Origin of the sequence: Cnuella takakiae (genome assembly GCF_001953305.1) — a bacterium.
Taxonomy (GTDB): domain Bacteria; phylum Bacteroidota; class Bacteroidia; order Chitinophagales; family Chitinophagaceae; genus Flavisolibacter; species Flavisolibacter takakiae.
Genome location: NZ_MTFE01000010.1, coordinates 2,604,484 through 2,626,372, shown reverse-complemented (window position 1 = coordinate 2,626,372; position 21,889 = coordinate 2,604,484). Strand labels below are relative to the sequence as shown.

Genomic DNA, 21,889 nt, shown 5'->3' with positions numbered 1-21,889 from the left:
CATATTGCTTCATTGGCTTATTAGCTAATTACCACATTGCCCTATATTTGCCGTCAGCAATTTTCCATTATGGTTCAACAATTTGAGGATTTTGACGCCAACCTAGCGGGTGAGGAAGGAAAGACCGAGGAGACAAAGACCCGTTGGTTCCAGCGCATCAAAAAAGGCATCCTGACGCCTTCATCGGAAAAAAAAGAAACGCCTGAAGGCCTTTGGAGCAAATGCCCCGAGTGCAATTATATCTGCACGGTGAGCGAGCTCAGGGAAGCGCTTTTTGTTTGCCCCAAGTGTAATTACCACCACCGCGTAGGCAGTTCTGAGTACTACGATATCATCTTCGATAACGCCGAGTTTACCGAGCTTTTTGAAAATATCCGCGCCAAGGATTTCCTGGGCTTTACCGATTTGAAGCCCTACCATAAACGCCTGGAAGAGTCCTGGTCGAAAACCGACCTGAAGGACGCCATGCGGGTGGCGCATGGTAAGGTAAACGGCCAGGACCTGGTGGTAGCCTGTATGGACTTCGAGTTCATTGGTGGTTCGCTGGGTTCGGTAATGGGCGAGAAGTTCAGCAGGGCTGTTGACTACTGCATCGAGCACAAAGTGCCTTACATGGTGATCAGCAAAAGCGGGGGCGCCCGGATGATGGAAAGCGCCTTCTCGTTGATGCAGCTGGCAAAAACCAGCGGCAAGCTGTCCCAACTGAGCGATGCCCAACTGCCTTATATTTCCATGCTTACCGATCCTACTTTTGGTGGCATTTCGGCTTCCTTTGGTATGCTTGGCGACCTCAACATCGCCGAACCGGGAGCCTTGATTGGTTTTGCCGGTCCGCGTGTGATCAAAGAAACCATCAAGAAAGATTTGCCGCCCGGTTTCCAGCGCAGCGAGTTTATCCTGGAGCACGGCTTCCTCGATTTTATCGTTGACCGTAAGGAACTGAAAAACAAACTGGCTACTGTACTCACACTTTTTAAAGGATAATTTTTTAAACACCTAACAGGTTTCCTAAGCCTGTTAGGTGTATTACCAGCCTTACCATGGATATACGCAACCGCTCCGCTTTTTACGAATACTTTTTCGACGACAGGTACGTCGCCGGCATCGTATTGACCGGAACGGAAGTAAAATCCCTCCGTGCAGGCAAGGCTTCCTTCAATGATGCCTATTGCATCTTTCATGGCGATGAACTTTTTATCCGTTCGCTCCATATTGCTGAATACAGCCACGGCACCTTCAACAACCACGACCCGCTGCGCGAACGCAAGCTGCTGCTCAACAAAAAAGAGCTGAAGAAACTCCAGGCCAAGATCAAGGAGAAAGGCTATACCATCATCCCGCTCCGAATATTTTCTAATGAAAACAACCTCCTGAAAATGGAGATTGGACTGGGCAAGGGTAAAAAGCTGCACGACAAACGCGAAAGCATCAAGCAGCGCGATTCCGAAAGAGAATTAAAACGATACATCAAGTAGCGCCAACCTGCTGTTTTCCCAAAACCTAAGCCGCTCATTTTCAGGGCGCCTGCGCATTTACCCCCATTGCAGCTGTTTCCGGCTGATTTCAGGTACCTTCCCCCCGTTTTTACAACCCAGCCATTTTCAAACGAACTCAAGCCACCGCTATGAAACGGATTGCGACCCTGCTCCTCCTTGCCTGTTCTTATTTTGCCCAAGGCCAAAATAAAGTTGTAGGCTTTTGGTACGGCACCGCCAATGTGCGCAATGGTGGCTCTACCAACAACTACTCGATGGAAGTGGTAGTGGAACAGAACGGCAGCACGGTATCAGGGGTGATGAATTATTATTTCCGCAACAGCTTTCGCAGCATACCCTTGAAAGGCACATACAATACTACTACCCGGCAGCTGCGTATTCCCAATCTGGCCCTCACCTATCATGGCTCTACCGCCAGTTTTGAAGTAGATTGTATGATGGACTTTGTGGGCACCCTGCGGGTAAGCCGCGAGGGCTCCAACTTGGATGGTCGCTTTGTGGGACAGTCGCAATACCGCAATACCTGCCCCGAAATTTTCCTGGATATGGCGCTGGATGAAGAAGCCAGCAAGAACCTCGATTCCGTTTATGCTGATATCCGCAGGAAGCGGGAAAGCTATGCCTTGTGGCAACCGGGTGAAGCGGATACGCTGGTGGCCGCAACCATCCTCCAGCGGCCCGTAGTAAACTACGTGGTGACCAACCAGTTCAGGGGACGGGTGAAAGAGGTGCAAAATGAAATTGAGGTTACCAGCGACTCGGTGCTGGTGAATTTTTACGATAATGGCGAAGTGGATGGCGACTCTATTTCTGTGTTCTTCAACGACCAGCTGCTTTCCTTCAACCGCCTGCTTTCTGCAAAAGCCATTCAATTTAAAATAGGCCTCGACCCTTCCAAGGAGTTCAACGAAGTGACCATGTTTGCCGATAACCTGGGCCGGATTGCGCCCAACACTTCGCTGATGATTGTGTATGATGGCAATAAGCGCCACGATATCCGCCTGTCCAGCAACCTGGAAAAAAGTGCGACTGTGCGGATACGCAAAAAGAAGGCAGCCACTCCCTAAAGCGGTGCCCGCAGAATCGCTGCCCGTGTGCCCATTCTTATTCTAGGGACAAGTTTCTGTGAACGTACCGTCCTGTGTGCTTTCCTACCTTTGCCCACTTTATCCTGGCTCCGGCCCCTCTTCAGGCCCGGAACGCCCATTAATTGCAAGCAAAGCATGAAGGCTATTTTACATCTCTTTGATTTTCGGCAGCAGGTAAATCTAAAAACAGAGGTCATGGCCGGGCTTACTGTGGCCATGACCATGATACCGGAATCTCTTTCCTTTGCGATCCTGGCTGGTTTTCCACCCCTGACAGGATTATATGCAGCCTTCATTATGGGGCTTGTAACGGCCATTTTCGGAGGACGTCCGGGCATGATATCAGGTGGTGCGGGGGCAACAGCGGTGGTGCTTATCGCACTGATGAATAGCCATGGGATCGACTATGTATTTGCAGCGGTACTGCTGGCAGGTGTGCAGCAGGTGTTGGTAGGTATCTTTAAACTAACCAAATTTATCAGGTTGGTACCCCAGCCGGTGATGTACGGTTTTGTAAACGGCCTGGCTATTATAATTTTCCTGGCACAACTGGAGCAATTTAAAACAATAGCAAATGGACAAACCGTTTGGCTTTCCGGTGCAGCATTATGGACCATGGCAGTCCTTGTAGCGTTAACCATTGTGCTGGTACTGGTATTTCCGCGCATCACCAAAAAGATCCCTGCCTCCCTGGGTGCCATTATCATTGTTTTTTTGCTGGTACTGATGCTGGGCATCGATACTAAAACGGTCAGGGATATTGCCACTGTTAGCGGAGGCTTCCCTCCTTTTCACCTGCCCCAGGTTCCGCTCAACTGGCATACCCTTGAAGTGGTGTTCCCCTATGCCTTGATTATGGCAGGTGTGGGCCTCATCGAAACACTGCTGACCCTAAACCTGGTGGATGAAATTTCCGGTAATAAGGGCAATGGTAAAAGGGAATGCCTGGCCCAGGGAACTGCCAACATGCTTAATGGGTTGTTTACCGGAATGGGAGGCTGCGCAATGATTGCCCAGACATTTGTAAACCTTTCAGCTGGCTCCCGTGCCCGTCTTGCCGGGATTGTTGGTGCACTCGCCATCCTTGCGGTCGTTTTGTTTGGCGCACCGGTAATTGAACGACTGCCCATGGCAGCTCTTACTGGCGTCATGATCATGGTTGCTATTGGCACTTTTGAGTGGGCAAGCCTTAAGGTCATCAACAAAATGCCCCGACATGATGTTTTCACGGGCATCCTGGTGGCAGTAATAACCGTTTGGCTGCACAACCTGGCGCTCGCCGTTCTGGTAGGCGTAATTATCGCTGCCCTTGTTTTTGCCTGGGAAAGTGCCAAACGCATCCGGGCACGTAAGTACCTCGACAGTCAGGGTGTAAAACATTATGAATTATACGGTCCGCTGTTTTTTGGATCTGTTACTGCTTTCCAGGAAAAGTTTGATGTAACAGGCGACCCTGATGAGGTCATTATCGATTTTAAGGACAGCCGGATAATGGATATGAGTGCTATTGAAGCTTTAAATAAACTCACCAAAAAATACTTAATAGCAGGTAAGCAACTACGCCTTCGTCACCTGAGTGCCGACTGCCGTAAACTGCTGGCAGACGCAGAAAAGGTTATTGAAGTAAACATTGCGGAAGACCCCGAATACAGGGTGGGTACAGAAAGCTGAGCCATGGCTGGTAAAACAGAACTTCCAGGGCCATCTATTTTGCTGCAAAAGGAAAAGAGTAACAGTTCCTGCAAGAGCCAGCAGAAAGAAACTGCTGTGGTGCTATCCTGCTGTTGCCAAGAATGGTATTATTTTTTCTGCTGGTTAACGGTAGTCACTTTAAAATAATCAGTAGTGTATAAATGGCATTTATGGGTACTTCTTGGAGCTGGCGGATTGCTGTTGCAATCCTGTAACTCCCATTCGCGCAGGAATGATGATAACAACACCCCTCCACCGGCAACTGGCGCCCCGGTGGAAACAAGTCCGCCCAACACCTCCTACCAGCCCGCATTTCCAGGGCAAACCCGGATTGGCAGTGTAACTACCCAAACCGCATATGAAGGCAAGCTGCTCAATAGTGCTTTAAGCCGCCCCTGGGGTATCACTACCTTACCGGATGGCAGGTTACTGATCACAGAGAAAAGCGGAACCATGCGCATTGCCACCACCCAAGGGCAACTCGGACCCTCCATTACCGGAATACCTGCTGTAGATGATCGCGGGCAGGGTGGTTTGCTTGGTCTGACCGTTGACCCGCAGTTTACGGCCAACCGCATGGTGTACTGGGTATTTTCCGAGCCGGTGCAGGAGGGTAACCTGACCGCTGTTGCCAAAGGGCGTCTGTCGGATAATGAACAGCAAATAGAAAACGCTACCGTGATCTACCGGGCAGGGCCTGCTTACAATGGCACCATGCACTATGGCGGCCGTATTGTGGTGGATGGCACCGGCAACCTGATCATCAGCACCGGTGAACGCTCCGACCTGGCAACAAGGCCGCAGGCCCAGGACCCCGCTTCAGGATTGGGTAAAATCATCCGGATTACCAAGGAAGGGCAACCGGCACCCGGCAATCCAACCATCAGCCAGCAAAGGCCGGAGTTTTACTCTTTGGGGCACCGCAACCCGCAGGGCCTTGCCCTTCATCCTACAACCGGCGATTTGTGGGAAAGTGAAATGGGCCCGCGTGGCGGCGATGAGATCAACCGCATACAGCCTGGTAAAAATTACGGCTGGCCCACTATCGGTTATGGCCTGGAATACAGTGGGCAAAAGGTGGGTGAAGGCATTACCCAAAAAGAAGGCCTGGAACAACCAGTGTACTATTGGGATCCTGTGCTCTCGCCCAGCGGCATGACCTTTTACAACAGCGATGGAATAGCAGAATGGAATAACAACCTTTTTATTACAGGCCTTAGCAGCAAACATATTGCCCGCCTGGTGATCAGGGACAATAAAGTGGTGGGTGAAGAGCGATTACTGGCTGGTGAGAACCAGCGTTTCCGGGACATTACCCAGGGAAAAGATGGTGCCCTGTACACGGTGACAGATGAGGGCAGGCTGTACCGAATCGGGAAAAAGTAAAAAGCCCGCCCCCATAGCCCACCCCAAACACCTCCCGGTGGGAGGAGCTTTTAACCACCATTTCATCAAAAATTAAACAAAAAGCCCGCTTCCGGTAGCCGGATGCGGGCTTTTTGCAACAGCCAAATTGATGGAGCTACTCAAGTTCAAGTAAAGCCTGGTAAGGATCACCGGATAAACCAAGTACCTGTGCAAATGCCGGCTCTGTTTTCAATCCAGATATTTTCAGATTTATAATTTGCTGGCGAAACACCGGACCATGTTCCTCTAACAAACGGTGTTCGACCAACATATGGCGGTAGCCCAATTGCTCCTGTGACGGCACCGCCTGGCCAAACACTTCAATGGTAAATCCATGTGCTATAAAACAAGCCGTCGTGGCAAGACCTTGCATTGTTTGAACATGGTCAATAGCAAAGCCTTTATAATGCCCGAAGTGTTGACGCAATGTAGTGGCAAAACCATCCCCATCTGTCCTGTAACACAATATATCCGAGTCGCTGCCCGGAACATCAATACCTAAAGGAATGGTACCGGCCAGCAAAGGCATATAAGACCCCAGCAAGTCCATTATGCCGATGGTGCTTAGTGCAGTATAAGCCTCTTGTTGACGCAGGTTTCCACTACGCAGGTAGTCAATGTGTGTAAAGTCGATGGGTATCATACCGGTAAAATGCAAAAGGGACGCAAGCAAAGTTGCGTCCCTTTTGTTGTTTATGATTGGCAAGTTTAAAACAGAGAGTTCTGAGCTGTTTCTGCTGGCACTTCCCACTCCATCAGCACATTCTTGCTGAAGTCGATCAGTTTGGCACCTACAGCCTTCCAGCCGGTAACATCCACCATATCGGCGATCTTGTACTTGCTGCGTCGGGCCATCGAACCTTTACCCTGCTCAACGATGAGGGTGGGCTTGCCTTCGGTGCTCACGGCTTCCAGGATATTGCCTTTGCCTTCTTTTATAAACATAAAGCGCTGGCGCAAGGTGTTGGTTTCAATCCGGAAACGCTTCACGTTGTACTGGCCTTTGTCATTGTCCAGGTAAATGGCGGTGATCACATGCTCAGGGTCATATTTCTCCACCAGCATCACTTCCTCAGGGTTAAACCGTTGGGTCAGTTCCTGGTCGGTGATCTCGTACGTACCATCGGTATAAATCAGCATTACCCGGTCTTCAGCACTGAACGACCCCAGCTCGATGCCTTTGCCATCGTGGTTGAGGCGGCCGAATTTATCATCAAACCAAAGCTTGATGCTGCCCAAAGTAGCTACACCAGCCTCTTTGAACTTAACTGAACGAACGGGATACTTGGTTACCTGGTTACCCATCGAGGAACGGCTTTTAATTTCCAGTTCTTCAAAGTAAAAGTCCAGTTCCTTTTTCTTGGCCGTGCAGTTGGGACTCAGCAGCACCCGCACTACTTCCGCTTCGCCGTTGGGGTTGGCAGTAAAGTAGTGCACCTTGCTCTTTTCGTGCCCCTTGGTAAGGTCGTATTCCTTATCGCGGGTAATACCGGTAACATTAAAACGCTTGGCATAGGAGGTACCGGTTTCACCATCGGTGTACAACATGTTGTAGGTGGTGCGCTCATCGCCCTTGCGGAAAACGGCAGCATAGATGATGTCCTTACCGATGAATACCTTATCGGAAACTTTCACCACTTTCATGTGCCCGCGGCGTGTAAAGGCAATGATATCGTCGAGATCGGAGCATTCCACCAGGAACTCGTCCTTCTTCAGCGCGGTACCAATAAAGCCTTCCTGCCAGTTTACATACAGGCGGGTATTGGCAATGGCAACGTGCTTGGCCTCGATCACTTCAAATACCTTGATCTCGCTTTTGCGCTCTTTGCCTTTGCCATACTTTTTCAGCAGGCTTTCAAACCAGGCGATGGTGTATTCGTTGAGGTGCTCCAGGTCGTAATTCACCTGGCGGATCTCCGCTTCCAGGTTCTTGATCTGGGCGTCCAGTTCGGCAATGTCTAGTCGGTAAATGCGGCGTACCGGCTTTTCGGTAAGCTTCAGGATGTCTTCGCGGGTAATATCGCGGCGCAGGTTTTTACGGAAGGGTTCAAACCCTTTTCCAATTGCCTCGATCACCTTTTCCCAGGTCTCGTGCTTTTTCTCCAGCTCCTTATAGATGCCCTGCTCAAAGAAGATCTTTTCCAGTGAGGTGTAGTGCCATTTTTCCTGCAGCTCACCGAACTTGATCTGGAGTTCCATTTGCAGCAGGTTCTTGGTATTGTCTACCGAAGTACGCAGCATCTGGCTTGCACCCACGAAGTGTGGTTTCTGGTCGATGATGACACAGAGGTTGGGTGAAATGGAGATTTCGCAATCGGTGAACTTGTACAGCGCATCGATGGTGATATCGGGTGAAATGCCGGGCGCCAGGTCCACCTGCAGCTCCACTTCAGCAGCAGTATTATCCACTACCTTTTTGATCTTGATTTTACCCTGGTCGTTGGCTTTTACGATGCTGTCGATAAGCGCCGATGTGGTCACGCCATAAGGTACACTCTTGATCAGGAGGGTTTTCTTATCCAGCTCCTCGATGTGTGCCCGCACTTTTACGCGGCCACCACGGCGGCCATCGTTGTAATCGGTAACATCAACCATTGCCCCGGTAAGGAAGTCGGGGTAGAGCGCAAATGGTTTTCCTTTCAGGTATTTTATGGCAGCGTCGCACAACTCGCAAAAGTTGTGGGGTAAAATTTTGGTAGCCAAACCCACTGCAATGCCTTCGGCACCATGCGCCAGCAGCAGGGGAAATTTTACCGGAAGGGTGATGGGCTCGTTTTTACGGCCATCGTAGCTGAGCTGCCAGTTGGTGGTTTTAGGATTAAATAATACCTCCAAACCAAACTTACTCAGGCGGCCTTCAATATAACGGGGCGCGGCGGCATCGTCGCCGGTGCGGATATCACCCCAGTTGCCCTGGGTATCAATCAGCAGGTCCTTCTGGCCCATGTTCACCAGCGCATCGCCAATAGAGGCATCACCGTGCGGGTGGTACTGCATGGTTTGTCCAATAACGTTGGCTACTTTGTTAAAGCGGCCATCGTCCATTTCCTTCATGGCGTGGAGGATACGGCGTTGTACGGGTTTCAAACCATCTTCAACGGCAGGTACGGCACGCTCCAGGATCACGTAAGAGGCATAATCCAGGAACCAGGTTTTATACTGGCCGTTGATGCCGGTGTCCGTTTGCACGTGTTCGTAGTTCGTCTTCTTGGAACTCATTATAGGTTATTGTCTTTTACAAAGTTTTGCACGCAAAGCCACTAAGGAGCAAAGGCGCAAAGAATATTTTTTTACAACAGCGTTTTCCCGCAAAGAGGCACAGGAGCAACGCCGCAAAGGCAAGTTGCTCGTTATGGCGCAGCGGCGCAAAGAAAGCTGCCTATTTTTTAAACAATCTACAAAGATGTATTTCGTTGCGTCGTTGCGTGCAACCTACTCCGCAGCTGCGGCATTTACACTTTCTGCAGGGGCAGCCACACCGTCCAACCGCACGCTACATTCCTTCCATCCCTTCGAAAAATCGCCCTGCAATTCCACTTTTCCCGCTGCAGCCATCTGGTGCAGGCGGCCATTGAGGAATACATCGCCGGTTTTGATCTTCATCTTGCCCAGGGCATTCATCAGCACCTTGGGAATCTTCTGCCATTCGCCGGTGATTACCTTAAGCAATTCACTGTCGTAGAAATCCGCTTCCTTGCTGGCGATCTTTTTACCGCCTTCAAGGATCCGCACCAGGGCGTTTTCCTGCGCCAGGCGCTTCCATTCATCAGGGTCAACTTCAAACTCCGAAAGGGTTACGGCACGCGATAATTTTTTCGCCTTGCGAAACTCTTTGGCTGGAATATCATGAATGGCATTGGGATAAAAAATGCCACCTTTTTCATTAATAAACGGCAGGTTGTTCATGTACAACACATACACCCTTCCCTGGTATTCTTTCAATTGGCCAATCAGCCAGTAATAGCCGCACACATCATGTCCGTTCTGTCCCATCCAGATCCAAAGAGCCAGGTTTTCATCTTCGTCCAGCACTTTCTTCAGGTTGTGCACGGTCATCCGGTCATTTACCATATCGGTGGTATCGCCGTAAGGCGAAAGGAGCAACTGCTCTTTCCACCATTCCTTGCGTGCCTGCCAGCCTTCGGCTTCTTCCAATTGATTGAGCGGGCCAACGGCATAGTCATCGCGGATGATGATTACCTCGCCTTCGAGGTTCTCATCTAATGCTATAGCCTGTTGCAGTACCGCGATATCAGCTTCCTGAAACACCAGGTGAATGATTTCGGCGGGGATATCCGCTTCAGGAGCCCTTGCTCCTACTCTTTTCTCTTTGCTCATGATTGGCTTTGGTTATGCTTAGCGCCTCTGCGTCTTTGCGAGCAACATTTTCACGCAAAGGCGCAGAGGCGCCAAGGAATTATGTAGTTGCCGCAACAGGTACAGCGCCTTCTTCTACTACATCCAGTTCCACACGCAGGTTGTTGATAATAAACTCCTGGCGCTCCTGCGAGTTCTTACCCATGTAGTATTCCAGCAGGTGCTGGATATGATCGCCATGGTCGAGGATCACGGGTTGGAGGCGCATGTCCTCACCTATGAAGCGGCCGAATTCATCAGGAGAAATTTCACCCAAACCTTTAAAACGGGTGATCTCCGGTTTGTTGCCCAGCTTTTTCACGGCTGCCTGTTTTTCCTGCTCGCTGTAGCAGTAAATAGTTGTTTGCTTGTTGCGCACCCGGAACAAAGGCGTTTCCAGGATGTACACATGCCCTTTCTTCACCAAGTCGGGAAAGAACTGCAGGAAGAAGGTCATAATCAGCAAGCGGATGTGCATACCGTCCACGTCGGCATCGGTAGCAATTACGATGCGGTTGAAGCGCAAACCTTCCATGCCTTCCTCAATGTTGAGGGCGTGCTGCAAAAGGTTGAGTTCCTCGTTTTCGTACACCACCTTCTTGGTCATGCCAAAACAGTTGAGCGGCTTACCGCGGAGCGAGAAAACGCCCTGGGTTTCCACATCGCGGGCCTTGGTAATGGAGCCCGATGCCGAGTCACCTTCGGTAATGAAGATGGTAGTATTGTTTTGCTTGAACGCAAACTCCTCCTTGCCCTTAGTTGGCGGTTCTTCGTTGAGGTGAATACGGCAGTCGCGTAATTTTTTGTTGTGCAGGTTGGCCTTCTTGGCCCTTTCGTTTGCCAGCTTTTTAATACCGGCCATATCCTTGCGTTCGCGTTCGCTCTGCTCGATCTTTTTCTTCAGGGCTTCGGCAACCGCGGGGTTCTTATGCAGGAAGTTATCGAGGTTGCGCTGCAAAAACTCCAGCACAAACTGGCGCATGCTCTGCCCGCCTTCTTCCACGTTGAGCGAACCCAGCTTGGTTTTGGTTTGCGATTCGAACACAGGCTCCACTACCCGTACGGCAACGGCCGCAACGATGCTCTGGCGGATATCGGCCGCATCAAAGTCTTTCTTGAAGAATTCCCGGATCACCTTTACATAGGCTTCGCGGAATGCTGCCTGGTGGGTACCGCCCTGGGTAGTATGCTGGCCGTTAACAAAGGAATGGTAGTCTTCACCATAGTCATTGTTATGGGTAATGGCTACTTCAATGTCTTCGCCTTTCAGGTGGATGATGGGGTAACGCAGTTCGTCGGCATTGGTTTCCCGCTCCAACAGGTCCAACAGGCCGTTTTTGGAAACGTAATTCTTACCATTGAAATTGATGCGCATACCCGCATTCAGGAAACAGTAGTTCCAGATCTGCTTCTCGAGGTACTCGGGGATATAATGATAGTTGCGGAAGATGCTGTCATCGGCAACAAAAGAAACCAGTGTGCCATTAGCTTCAGTAGTAGGCACTTCCTTGTGTTCTTTAATGAGCTGGCCTGCTTCAAATTCAGCCATCTTCATTTTGCCTTCGCGAAAAGAAGCCACCTTGAAGTAGTGGCTGAGGGCGTTTACCGCCTTGGTACCCACACCATTCAAACCAACCGATTTCTGGAACACCTTGCTGTCGTATTTGGCGCCCGTGTTGATTTTACTTACCACGTCCACCACCTTACCCAGGGGAATGCCACGACCATAGTCGCGGATGGTTACGGTTTTATCTTTAATGGATACTTCGATGGATTTGCCATAACCCATCATATATTCATCAATACAGTTGTCGAGCACCTCTTTCACCAATACATAGATACCGTCGTCGGGGCTGGAGCCATCGCCCAGCTTACCGATATACATACCCGGACGGAGACGGATATGCTCCCGCCAGTCGAGGCTCCTGATACTGTCTTCGGTATAATCGGCTACTACTTTTTTTGTTTCTGCCATAGGATGGTTGCTGTCTGTTGTGGTTTGTCGCCGGGGAAGCCGCCGTCAATTTTAGTGGATAAAAATAACGGGGCTTTGTTCCGGAGAGCGGGCAAATATACGGAAAAAAAACACGTTATTTGCTAAGTTTTTTAGCGAAAAAATAAACTGTTCCGGCGAATAGTTATAGAGCTAAGTAGTTGATTTTCAATATTTGTATTGTCTTTAAAGATTTCTTTACCGGGTGAGGCGGGCGGGCTAAGGAAAAGCCCCTAATTTTGGCCCGGGCAAAGGGGAACAACCCCATCAATTGTCCACCAAAACCCTGCTCCTGACCCATTCAATTATTTGCACTTACTAACCCATGGTAACCGTAAATAATGTAAAAAGGAGGATGAGTATGTATACGTATGGATTGCTGGAACCGGGTTGTTATTACCTGATACAGGAAAAGCAGGACCAGGCCGTGTCGTTGATCAAGGTGATGATGGAGTCGGATCATTGTATGTATGTGTTCCATTACGACGACCAGATCACCACCATTTGGAAGCGAAAGACCGACGCCATTTACGACATCATCGAATGTTTGAGTGATGCCGCCGTGGAAGCATGGGAAAAGCATTACAACAGCAGCAACGAAGATGTGTATAATGAAGAAGACGAAGAGTAGTGTTGTTTAAGATCGGGCAAGCGTAGCGCGGCAGGGAAGCCAACAGTAAAACCATTGGGCGGTACAGGAAGGACCTGTACCGCCTTTTTTTGTCCCTGATTAGTTTTGGAAATTGGTATTACATACAAAAACTGGAAAGTACTTTTAGTGCCCAACTTATAATTATCCCTCTCCAGCAGGCCTTTACTTCCTTGAAGACCTTGGTGCTTTGTCTTTTTCCACTTTGAATTTTTAGACTACCAAAAAACAGATCCATCGATCGTTACAAGCTGGCAGTACTTTATTGTTGGTGTTTTATTTTTTTGCCGGATGGGCACCCGCATGGGAGCTGCCTTTAACTAAGTTTTTTTTCGCAAACAGTTCTGTAGAAAGGCTTTACAAAACCTGTACAATACACATTTGAATTCCATGTTTGCACATCCAGTTTTTCGGAACAAATAAGGGTGAAAACACTGGTGGAACCCAAATTCCTTTATTTACTTTACACTCAATAAGTACTTATTCTTTCGGAGTTCTCCTACACAATGTCTGTTATCCTTTGTAACTAATCACCAACGAAGCAAATCGTCATTTCAACCTTTTACCTGCAGGCATTAGCCTTGGAACATCTGTTTGCTTCTATCCCACCCCTTGTCTGCTACCTGTTCGCTTTAACTGATTTCTTTCACCCAACTCTTCTTTTTATGAAAAAGAACCTGTTTCTTTTAATGGTAGCTCTGACATCTATTGCTTCCAATGAAATCCTTGCACAAAATGGGACACCTTATTGGAGCATGTCAGGAAACTCAAATGCGCCCGCCAACCCAGCAATCTTAGGTACTACCACCGCTACTTCCTTAAGTATAAGAACAAGCGGTTTAGAACGGATACGTGTAACCGATGGTGGCAATATTGGCATTGGCATCGTCACATCATCTTCCAAGTTGGCTGTAAATGCACCCACCGGCGCCAGTCCTTTCAGGGTTTATGTCAATAACGGCACGAAGCTCATGGTACACGCCAATGGCGGTGTTTCTGTAGGCAGTTCCACCGCACCAGCAGTTTCTAATGGTTTATTTGTAAACGGTTTCGTTGGACTGGGTACATCCACGCCAGCAGAACGCCTTCATGTTGTAGGCAATCAAACACTTGATGGCAACCTCAAGTTTGTATCGGACCAGCAGTCCATTCAATTTGCAAACCCTGCAGGCACTCCGGCACCCATGATGTACATGCTGGCTTCTGGCACTACCAACACCAACAGGATGGTACTGGCTCATTCTCCGGCTTTTCCAAACTGGGGCTTGCAATACATAGATGGTACCGACCAATTTAATTTTATCGGCTCCGGCTCTTCAAAAATGTCCATCAACCTGAGCTCGGGCAACGTGGGCATCGGAACCATCAACCCCAGTTACAAACTTTCAGTAAATGGCGCCATCCAGGCCAAGGAGGTTAGGGTGGAAACTGGTTGGGCCGATTATGTTTTTGAAAACAACTATCCCTTGCGGCCCCTTGCCGAAGTTGAACAGTTTGTACAGAAAAACAAACACCTGCCGGGCATAGCATCAGCCAAAGAAATCCAGGAAAACGGTTTGCAGGTAGGCGCTATGCAAACCAAAATGATGGAGAAAATAGAAGAACTGACGCTGTATGTTATTGCCTTGCAAAAGCAGGTAGACCAACTGCAGAAAAAGCAGCAAAAAGGCCACAAATAAGTACCTGACCTGAGGATTGCAAACAATTTTCAAAGCCTGAACCAGGACAAGGTTCCTGGGTTGGGCAGCAATTAAATTATGTGGCCATGAAAAAAATATATTTTCAAAAAAAACAGCTGCATCCATGGGCAAGACTCATGTTACTGCTGGCTCTTTTGCCCCTTTCTGTTGTAGCGCAGGGTCCCCCGTCCCTTTCTCCCAAAATGGAGGTACTCGCAAAGCCCAATAGCAATCCAAACTGGATTGAGTTCAGGGAAGACACTCGGATTAATCCATCTACAATTTTCCGGGAATACAAAGATGCATTTGGTTTAAAGGCAGGCGACTCCATGCTGCTGCAGAAAAAATCGGTAGATGAACTGAAGTTTAATCATTTCCGGTATCAACAATTGTATAAAAACCGGCGGGTAGTTTATGGCGAGTACATTGTGCACCAACAACCGGATGGTTTTGTAAAATCGGCAAATGGAAAGCTCATAACCGGCATCAACCAACCAGAACAGGCATCGGTAACCGAAAAACAAGCCCTGGCAAGCGCCCTTCAATTCATGAATGCCAGTAAATACTTGTGGCAGAACGCCAACCTGGAAAAAGAATTGAAGGCCCAGATGAAAAATGACCAGGCAACTTACTTTCCCAAAGGAGAACTGGTGTATGCGCCCAACAACAATGAAAACCTGGCTGGCGCCAATTACCGCCTGGCCTGGCATTTTAAAGTGTATACAGACGATCCAAAAGTGGTTGCCAAAAGCGTGTACGTAGATGCCATTACGGGAAAAGTGATCAACAGTGCAGATATAGCCATGAACTGTTCTGGCGGTAGCGGTACCTCTGCGTTCAATGGAACGGTTGCTTTTAATACCACCAATTTTTTCGGGGTATACCTGTCACAAAACAATTGCCAGTCTACCAGCCTGATTGTATACAACTGCAATGGTGCCGGCCCAGCCAATGATCTCTATGCTGACGCAGACAACAACTGGAACCTGGCATCCCAACAATCGGCCGTACAGGCACAATGGGGTACCAAGATGACTTACGACTATTTCTTTGGCCAGCATAACAGGGCAGGCTGGAATGGCGCATCGGCATCCATGATTACCTACAATAATGCCTATCTGGGTTCAAACAATGCCTGCTGGGGTTGTACGGGTAATTCGGCCATCTTTTATGCCGGCAATACTTCCGGGGCTACTGATGATTGGAACACAAACGACATCGTCGGCCACGAGTTTGCCCACGGCGTTACCCAGTCTGAAGCCAACCTGGTGTATAGTGGTGAGTCGGGCGCGCTTAACGAATCATTCAGCGACATCTTTGGTGAAATGGTGGAAAGCTGGTCGGAGGGCATTAACGATTACCTGATCGGCGGCGACAGGGGTGCCATCAGGAGTATGCGCAATCCCAACCTGTATGGCGACCCTGATACTTACCGGGGTACCAACTGGTATACCGGCTCATTAGATAACGGCGGCGTACATACGAATAGCGGTGTTCAGAACCATTGGTTCTACCTTGTTTCAGAAGGTGGCAGTGGCACCGATGATTTTGGCAGGGCTTACAGTGTTACAGGGATTACCCGTTTCAAAGCCCGCCTGATTGCCTACCGTGCACTCACCCAATACCTGACCAGCAGCTCTGGCTATATCGATGCACGCCGTGCTACACTGCAGGCTGCATGGGATATTTACGGTCAGTGTTCACAGGAAATCATCGCTGTAGGTAATGCATGGCATGCCGTAGGTGTGGAAGCGCAATCGCCTGCATTTGCTTTTAATGTTTGCGGCACCTATCCTACCGCAGGAACCTTCATCCAGGCTATATCGCAGTTAACAGCATCTGCCGGTGGCTGTGCTACAAACATTACCCCTTCGGCAACAACTGTTTATTTTACTGCCCGCGACCGGGTGATTTTAAATCCGGGCTTCCGGGCTGCAGAAGGTTCAAAGTTTATAGCTTACCTGGAGCCCTGCTCTTCAACCCGCTGGGCTGATGAAGGACCTGCTACTACCCGCGATGACCTAATTGTAATGAGCGATCCTGAAAAAGGTATCAAGCCACAGGTTGAAGCAACTACAAGTATTGCAAAGGCAGACCGGGCGCCCATGGAGGATCTAAAACAGCCGGTTGTAATTTTGCCGAACCCATTCCAGTCAACCTTTGAGGTGATCATCCAATCTGATAGAGAAGTTAGAGGCAGGGTAACCCTGTACAATGCAATGGGTGAAAAACTCCAGGAAAAACAAGGGATTGGTTTTACAAAAGGCCAGAACAAAGCCAGCTTCAACGGTAGCAGTTTACCTGCGGGTGTTTACCTGGTTGAGATCATCAAGGGCAACGAAAGGACAGTTAAGAAAATAACTAAACTCTAAAGGCCCCTTTTAATTTTTTAACCTTAAAAACCTAAAACTAAAGGCTGCCCAGGTGGGCAGCCTTTAGTTTTTATTACTGCTCCCCGTAAAATATACCCTTCGCAGTTCCAGCATATTCAAGGCATTGGGCTGAAAACCTGCTACTCCCGGCTGTACCAGCCGCACCACCTTATCGTACCACAACGGAACCACCGGGGCATCTTCCATCACCAACTGGTCTGCCTGGCGATAGAGAGCATACCGTAGCGAATCATTGGTTTCTGCCAGAGCCTTTTCAAAAAGGGCATCAAAGCGGGGATTATGGTAACGGGTATAATTGGGCGGCGCGGGGTTCCTGGAGTAAAATACAGACAGGTAATTTTCCGCATCGGGGTAATCGGCAATCCAACTGCCACGGAAGAACAGCGCCCTGCTGGTGGAGGTAAGCTCCAGCAGCAGGGATTTTTGTACCACTTCTACCTCCACCCGGATGCCTATTTCTTCCAACTGCCGGGCGATATAATCAGCCATATCGGCATAGATGGGTATGGTGAGCAAATTTACTATAGGCACCGGGTTATTGCTTCCAAATCCGGCTTCCTGCAACAGCTTACGTGCCGCAACAGGATTGTAGCGGTATCCTTTCACCTGTGTAGAGTCGAAAGAAGGCAAGCCTGCCGGTACAAAGCCCGATTGGGCCGGAATACCCAGGGAGTTGCGCAGGTACAAAATCATCTGCTCCCGGTTAAATCCCATATTGATGGCCCGTCGAAAAGCCCTTTGCCGCACCGGGTTGTTGCGCAGCAATGGGTTGGTGGTATCTACCAAAAAACCCAGGTATTCGATGTTGAGATAAGGATGTGTTTGAAGGGCCACTTTTCCCATCCACTCCTTGCGCAGTACGCCTTTTTTGGATAAAACTTCATCCTTGAAGGAGGGGTCGAGGTCGTTGATAAAATGGAGCTTACCCTGGCGAAACAACAAGAACTCGGTGGCCTTGCTAACCGCAAAACTGATGCGGATGCCTTCCAGGTAAGGCAGCGCTTTTCCCTGCTGGTCTTTTTCCCAATAATGTTCATTGCGGTGCAGAACCAGCGCCTGTCCCTCCTGCCAGCTACCCAGCCTGAAGGGACCGGAGCCTACGGGATGCCTGCGAAAACCGGCGCCATATTTTTCCACAGCCTCTCGCGGCACGATAGAGCAATACTGCATGGACAAAATACCCAGGATAGGTTGGTAAGGCCGAAGCAGCTGCAACTGAAAAGTAGTATCGTCGATGGCCGTAAAACCAGTGAGGCTATCCACCTTATTATTAAAAATCCAGGCTCCCGGCGAAGCCGTGCCGGGTTGCCGCAACCGCTGCAGGCTGAACACCACGTCCTGTGCCGTCATCTTGCGGCCCCTGCCTCCCGGAAAGCAGGAATCATCGTGGAAGAAAACATCGTTGCGTAAATAGAAAGTATAGGTTGTACGGTCTTCAGAAACGTTCCAACCCTTTGCCAGTGAAGGCACCAGGTGCAGGGCACTATCGGGTTCCACCAGGGTGTTGTACAACTGGTGTATGGGCCACATCACCGATTGGTTTTTAGCAAAAGCCGGGTCGAGAGATGCGATACCCGAAGCTTCGTTGTAATAAAAGTATCCCTTTGCCGCCTTGTCGCTGTTGTAACAGGCAGCCAGCAACAGCAGGCAGGCAAAAAGCCAATATTGGGGAAACCGTAAATGCATGTGGTATGAAGGGTCTAAATTAGCGAACTGTTGTGGTAGCAGGCGGCAAACCCTTTTTTATCGCTGCACCAAATTCTATTGACAATAACCCTGTTCATGAAAAAAGTCCTGTTTTTAATTGGCTTTGCCCTTACCCTGCATTCTATTTCCGCCTGTGCCCAACCCCTTAGCCAGAAAAAAAGCTTTACCCGGCAGGATACTTTACGGGGGTCTGTAACCCCAGAACGGGCCTGGTGGGATGCAACCTCTTATACCATTTCGGTAATCCCCGATTACAATAGCCGCAGCATTAGCGGCAGCAACCTGGTACAGTTTAAAGTGTTGCAGCCGGGCCAAACCATGCAAATCGACCTGCAGGCCCCCATGCAATTGTCTAAGGCACTGTTCCAGGGAAAGGAGTTGCCATTGAAACAGGATGGCAATGTATACTACCTGCAATTTCCGCAACAACTAACAAGGGGCGGGCAACACGCCGTGGTGCTGGAGTACAAGGGTGTTCCCCGGTCGGCCGTGAACCCGCCCTGGGATGGTGGCTGGATTTGGAAAAAAGATGCCAAGGGACGTCCCTGGATGAGCGTAGCTGTTCAGGGACTGGGCGCTTCGGCATGGTACCCCTGCAAAGACTACCAGGGCGATGAACCCGATAGCGCATTTATGAACATCACGGTACCCGATTCGCTGGTAGCCGTTGCCAATGGCAGGCTGCTGGGCAAAACATCCAACAACGGCACCACTACCTGGCGCTGGGGTGTTTCCAACCCCATCAACAACTACAACCTGGTACCCTATATTGGCAAGTATGTAAACTGGAAGGACACCTATAAAGGGGAAAAAGGCAACCTCGATTGCAGCTATTGGGTGCTGGACTATAACGAGGAAAAAGCCAGGAAGCAGTTTGTGCAGGCACACCAAACCCTGCAGGCGCTGGAGCATTGGTTTGGCCCCTACCCTTTTTACGAAGACAATTACAAACTGGTAGAATCGCCGCATCTAGGCATGGAGCACCAAAGCGCGGTTGCCTATGGCAACCGCTTTGGCAATGGCTACCTGGGGCGCGACCTGTCGGGTAGTGGCTGGGGCCTCAAGTGGGATTATATCATCGTACACGAAAGCGGGCACGAGTGGTTTGGCAACAATATCACCACCAAAGATGTGGCCGACATGTGGGTACAGGAAGGTTTTACCGATTACAGTGAAACCCTGTTTACCGAGTTTTTCCATGGCAAAAAGGCCGGAAGCGAATACGTACAGGGCTTGCGTGCCAGCATCCAGAACGATATGCCCATCATCGGGCCTTATGGCGTAAACCAGGAAGGCAGCGGCGATATGTATTATAAAGGCGCCAACCTCATTCACACCATCCGCCAGGTGATCAACGATGACAAATTGTTCCGCGACATCCTGCGCGGGCTAAATAAGGACTTTTATCACAAAACGGTTACCACACAGCAGGTGGAACAATACATCTCCCAAAAAAGCAAGATTGACTTTTCGAAGGTTTTCGACCAGTATCTGCGTACCACCCAAATACCAGTTTTAGAGTTTCGGCCCGATAAGGGAGGTTTTGAATGCCGCTGGACCAACTGTGTTGAAGGGTTCAACATGCCGGTAAAAACCACAACCGGAAAATGGATCAAACCCGGTACCGAGTGGACAAGGCTTAAGCTGGATCCTGAACAAGTTATTTCAATCGATCCTAATTTTTATATCAAGGCAAATCCTTCGGGTAACTTTTTCAAACAAAAACAAGTGTCCGGGCGGCTTTAAGCTGCCCTTTTTGTGTGGCAGTAAATGGCAGGCCGTTTCCTGTTTTGCTTATTATTTGTAAAACTTAATTATCACCGGTTCCGTTTTACTTTCGCACCCTTATGAGCACCATCCGCAAAAAGAGTATCCTTTCTTCCCTTGTGGTGTACTTTGGCTTTGCGCTGGGCTTTGTCAATACTTATCTCTATGCCCGGGAAGGCGGTTTTACCAAAACCGAATACGGCCTTACTGCGCTTTTTATCGCGGTTGCCAATGTGATGTATTCCTTGGGCGCTCTGGGTATGCCTGCCTATGTATCCAAGTTTTTTCCATACTATAAAGACCGGTTGGCGCCGCGGCAAAACGATATGTTTACCCGTGCCCTGGTTGTTGCCACAATGGGGTTTGCGGTGGTAACGGTGCTGGGTATTATATTCAAGGACCAGGTGCTGGCCCGCTTCAACAATGCCCCGATGTTGCAGCAGTACTATTACTGGATTTTTCCTTTCGGTTATGGCTACACGCTATTCATGGTATTGGAAAGTTATGGTTGGCAGCAGGGCGTGCCGGTGCTTACCAATTTTTTAAAAGAACTGCTGTCACGATTGTTGATTGCCTTGCTCATAGTAGCTACCACGCTGGGGCTCATTGGCCATTTTGACACCTTTGTGCACCTTTATGCCTTTATGTATCCGCTGTTGGCGCTGGTACTGATCGTGTATTTTATACAGTCGGGCAAAGCGCATTTTGTGTGGCAGAAAAGCGTTGTTACCAAAAAATATTGGCCAAAGGTGGTTGCGCTTTGCGGTTATGTTTGGGGCGGCGGCCTGGTGCTCAACCTGTCGACGGTATTCGATAGTATTGTTATTGCAGCCGTGCTGCCAAACGGGTTGGAGCAGGCGGCAGTATATACGCTGGCGCAAAATATCGCTTCACTGATACAAGCACCACAGCGAGGTGTTATTGCATCTGCAATTGGTCCGTTGTCGCAAGCATGGAAGGACAAAGACCTTGACCGCATCAACCGCATATATCACCGTTCTGCCATCAACCAGCTCTTGTCTGCCTGCATTCTGTTTTCTTTAATCTGGCTCAACTTCGAAGACGGAGTGTACACGTTTAAGCTCCAGCCCGATTATGTAGGGGCTAAATGGGTGTTCCTGATTATGGGCCTTTACCGGGTAATAGATATGGGTACAGGTTTGAATGCCCAGATTATAGGCACTTCTTCCCACTGGAAATTTGAGTTTACTTCCGGCCTTGTATTACTGGCCATGGCAATACCATTGAATTATTTCCTGACCAAAGAACTGGGCATCATTGGTCCCGCCATCTCCAGCCTGATAGCTTTTACCGCTTACAATGCGCTTCGGTTTTGGTTTTTGTACAAGCGCTTTGGCATGCAGCCCTTTTCGAAGGCAACGCTGTATACAATTTTGCTTACAGGGCTTTGTTTTGGCGTCACCTGGTATTTATTCCATGCCTACCAGGGTTTCTGGTGGATAGTTGCCCGCAGTACTTTTTACTGTATCCTGTTTGGCATCAGCGCTTACTGGCTGAAGTTGTCGCCTGATGTAGACCAAGTACTGGCAACAGTAAGGAATAGAATACGGCGATAAATATCACGAGGCATCATTGCGGGGCGCTTCAACGGCATGTGCTTTCAGCAAACTTGCACGCCGAAGCAATCTCCTTGCACCGTAG

Annotated in this window: 15 protein-coding genes; 10 read left to right on the top strand and 5 right to left on the bottom strand. The window is 49.3% G+C overall.

Annotation, left to right across the window (positions count from 1 at the left end; all coding sequences use genetic code 11):
- Positions 1-69 precede the first annotated feature (69 nt).
- From accD to BUE76_RS11425, 5 genes are all read left to right on the top strand, one after another.
- Complete coding sequence (accD, locus tag BUE76_RS11445) at positions 70-984, top strand: acetyl-CoA carboxylase, carboxyltransferase subunit beta (protein WP_083596650.1); 915 nt, start codon at positions 70-72, stop codon at positions 982-984.
- Between the two features lie 56 nt (positions 985-1,040).
- Entirely contained in the window at positions 1,041-1,475 is a 435-nt protein-coding gene (gene smpB, locus BUE76_RS11440; RefSeq protein WP_073046372.1) for an SsrA-binding protein SmpB, read from the top strand.
- Between the two features lie 149 nt (positions 1,476-1,624).
- Positions 1,625-2,563 carry a hypothetical protein gene (locus tag BUE76_RS11435; protein ID WP_073046369.1) on the top strand — a complete coding sequence of 313 codons (939 nt, stop codon included), beginning with the start codon at positions 1,625-1,627 and terminating at the stop codon, positions 2,561-2,563.
- 156 nt (positions 2,564-2,719) lie between these two features.
- Positions 2,720-4,255 (top strand): SulP family inorganic anion transporter, encoded by a 1,536-nt coding sequence (locus tag BUE76_RS11430; RefSeq protein ID WP_073046367.1) that lies wholly within the window; start codon positions 2,720-2,722, stop codon positions 4,253-4,255.
- A gap of 294 nt (positions 4,256-4,549) precedes the next feature.
- Entirely contained in the window at positions 4,550-5,662 is a 1,113-nt protein-coding gene (locus tag BUE76_RS11425; RefSeq protein WP_245798409.1) for a PQQ-dependent sugar dehydrogenase, read from the top strand.
- Positions 5,663-5,798: 136 nt separating this feature from the next.
- On the opposite strand, the gene BUE76_RS11420 is transcribed toward BUE76_RS11425, so the two are convergent.
- The 4 genes from BUE76_RS11420 to BUE76_RS11405 all read right to left on the bottom strand — a co-directional run bounded on the left by BUE76_RS11420 (position 5,799) and on the right by BUE76_RS11405 (position 12,014).
- On the bottom strand, positions 5,799-6,326 hold the full coding sequence (locus BUE76_RS11420) for a DUF4269 domain-containing protein (protein ID WP_143157417.1): 528 nt from the start codon (positions 6,324-6,326) through the stop codon (positions 5,799-5,801).
- 65 nt (positions 6,327-6,391) lie between these two features.
- Entirely contained in the window at positions 6,392-8,902 is a 2,511-nt protein-coding gene (locus BUE76_RS11415) for a DNA gyrase/topoisomerase IV subunit A (protein ID WP_073046362.1), read from the bottom strand.
- A gap of 213 nt (positions 8,903-9,115) precedes the next feature.
- On the bottom strand, positions 9,116-10,021 hold the full coding sequence (locus BUE76_RS11410) for a DUF1835 domain-containing protein (RefSeq protein WP_245798408.1): 906 nt from the start codon (positions 10,019-10,021) through the stop codon (positions 9,116-9,118).
- Positions 10,022-10,100: 79 nt separating this feature from the next.
- Positions 10,101-12,014: a DNA topoisomerase IV subunit B gene (locus BUE76_RS11405; RefSeq protein ID WP_073046359.1), complete on the bottom strand. Its 1,914-nt coding sequence runs from the start codon at positions 12,012-12,014 to the stop codon at positions 10,101-10,103.
- A gap of 373 nt (positions 12,015-12,387) precedes the next feature.
- On the opposite strand from BUE76_RS11405, the gene BUE76_RS11400 reads away from it, so the two are divergent.
- From BUE76_RS11400 to BUE76_RS11390, 3 genes are all read left to right on the top strand, one after another.
- On the top strand, positions 12,388-12,663 hold the full coding sequence (locus tag BUE76_RS11400) for a hypothetical protein (protein WP_143157416.1): 276 nt from the start codon (positions 12,388-12,390) through the stop codon (positions 12,661-12,663).
- Positions 12,664-13,436: 773 nt separating this feature from the next.
- A complete protein-coding gene (locus BUE76_RS11395; protein WP_143157415.1) occupies positions 13,437-14,360 on the top strand; it encodes a hypothetical protein in 924 nt (307 codons plus the stop codon).
- A gap of 86 nt (positions 14,361-14,446) precedes the next feature.
- Positions 14,447-16,732: a M4 family metallopeptidase gene (locus tag BUE76_RS11390; RefSeq protein ID WP_073046350.1), complete on the top strand. Its 2,286-nt coding sequence runs from the start codon at positions 14,447-14,449 to the stop codon at positions 16,730-16,732.
- A 63-nt stretch (positions 16,733-16,795) separates the two neighbouring features.
- Here the strand turns inward: BUE76_RS11390 and BUE76_RS11385 are convergent, their stop codons facing one another.
- Positions 16,796-18,439 (bottom strand): ABC transporter substrate-binding protein, encoded by a 1,644-nt coding sequence (locus tag BUE76_RS11385; RefSeq protein ID WP_073046348.1) that lies wholly within the window; start codon positions 18,437-18,439, stop codon positions 16,796-16,798.
- 96 nt (positions 18,440-18,535) lie between these two features.
- Between BUE76_RS11385 and BUE76_RS11380 the strand changes: the two genes are divergently transcribed.
- Together BUE76_RS11380 and BUE76_RS11375 are read left to right on the top strand one after the other, a co-directional pair.
- Positions 18,536-20,206, top strand: coding sequence for a M1 family metallopeptidase (locus tag BUE76_RS11380; RefSeq protein WP_073046345.1), 1,671 nt, complete (start codon positions 18,536-18,538; stop codon positions 20,204-20,206).
- A gap of 101 nt (positions 20,207-20,307) precedes the next feature.
- Complete coding sequence (locus BUE76_RS11375) at positions 20,308-21,804, top strand: lipopolysaccharide biosynthesis protein (protein ID WP_073046342.1); 1,497 nt, start codon at positions 20,308-20,310, stop codon at positions 21,802-21,804.
- The last annotated feature ends 85 nt before the right edge of the window (positions 21,805-21,889 follow it).

Coding starts and splice junctions, on each gene's coding strand:
- accD (WP_083596650.1), top strand. CDS start 70: ATGGTTCAACAATTTGAGGATTTTGACGCCAACCTAGCGGGTGAGGAA.
- smpB (WP_073046372.1), top strand. CDS start 1,041: ATGGATATACGCAACCGCTCCGCTTTTTACGAATACTTTTTCGACGAC.
- BUE76_RS11435 (WP_073046369.1), top strand. CDS start 1,625: ATGAAACGGATTGCGACCCTGCTCCTCCTTGCCTGTTCTTATTTTGCC.
- BUE76_RS11430 (WP_073046367.1), top strand. CDS start 2,720: ATGAAGGCTATTTTACATCTCTTTGATTTTCGGCAGCAGGTAAATCTA.
- BUE76_RS11420 (WP_143157417.1), bottom strand. CDS start 6,326: ATGATACCCATCGACTTTACACACATTGACTACCTGCGTAGTGGAAAC.
- BUE76_RS11415 (WP_073046362.1), bottom strand. CDS start 8,902: ATGAGTTCCAAGAAGACGAACTACGAACACGTGCAAACGGACACCGGC.
- BUE76_RS11410 (WP_245798408.1), bottom strand. CDS start 10,021: ATGAGCAAAGAGAAAAGAGTAGGAGCAAGGGCTCCTGAAGCGGATATC.
- BUE76_RS11405 (WP_073046359.1), bottom strand. CDS start 12,014: ATGGCAGAAACAAAAAAAGTAGTAGCCGATTATACCGAAGACAGTATC.
- BUE76_RS11400 (WP_143157416.1), top strand. CDS start 12,388: ATGAGTATGTATACGTATGGATTGCTGGAACCGGGTTGTTATTACCTG.
- BUE76_RS11395 (WP_143157415.1), top strand. CDS start 13,437: ATGTCAGGAAACTCAAATGCGCCCGCCAACCCAGCAATCTTAGGTACT.
- BUE76_RS11390 (WP_073046350.1), top strand. CDS start 14,447: ATGAAAAAAATATATTTTCAAAAAAAACAGCTGCATCCATGGGCAAGA.
- BUE76_RS11385 (WP_073046348.1), bottom strand. CDS start 18,439: ATGCATTTACGGTTTCCCCAATATTGGCTTTTTGCCTGCCTGCTGTTG.
- BUE76_RS11380 (WP_073046345.1), top strand. CDS start 18,536: ATGAAAAAAGTCCTGTTTTTAATTGGCTTTGCCCTTACCCTGCATTCT.
- BUE76_RS11375 (WP_073046342.1), top strand. CDS start 20,308: ATGAGCACCATCCGCAAAAAGAGTATCCTTTCTTCCCTTGTGGTGTAC.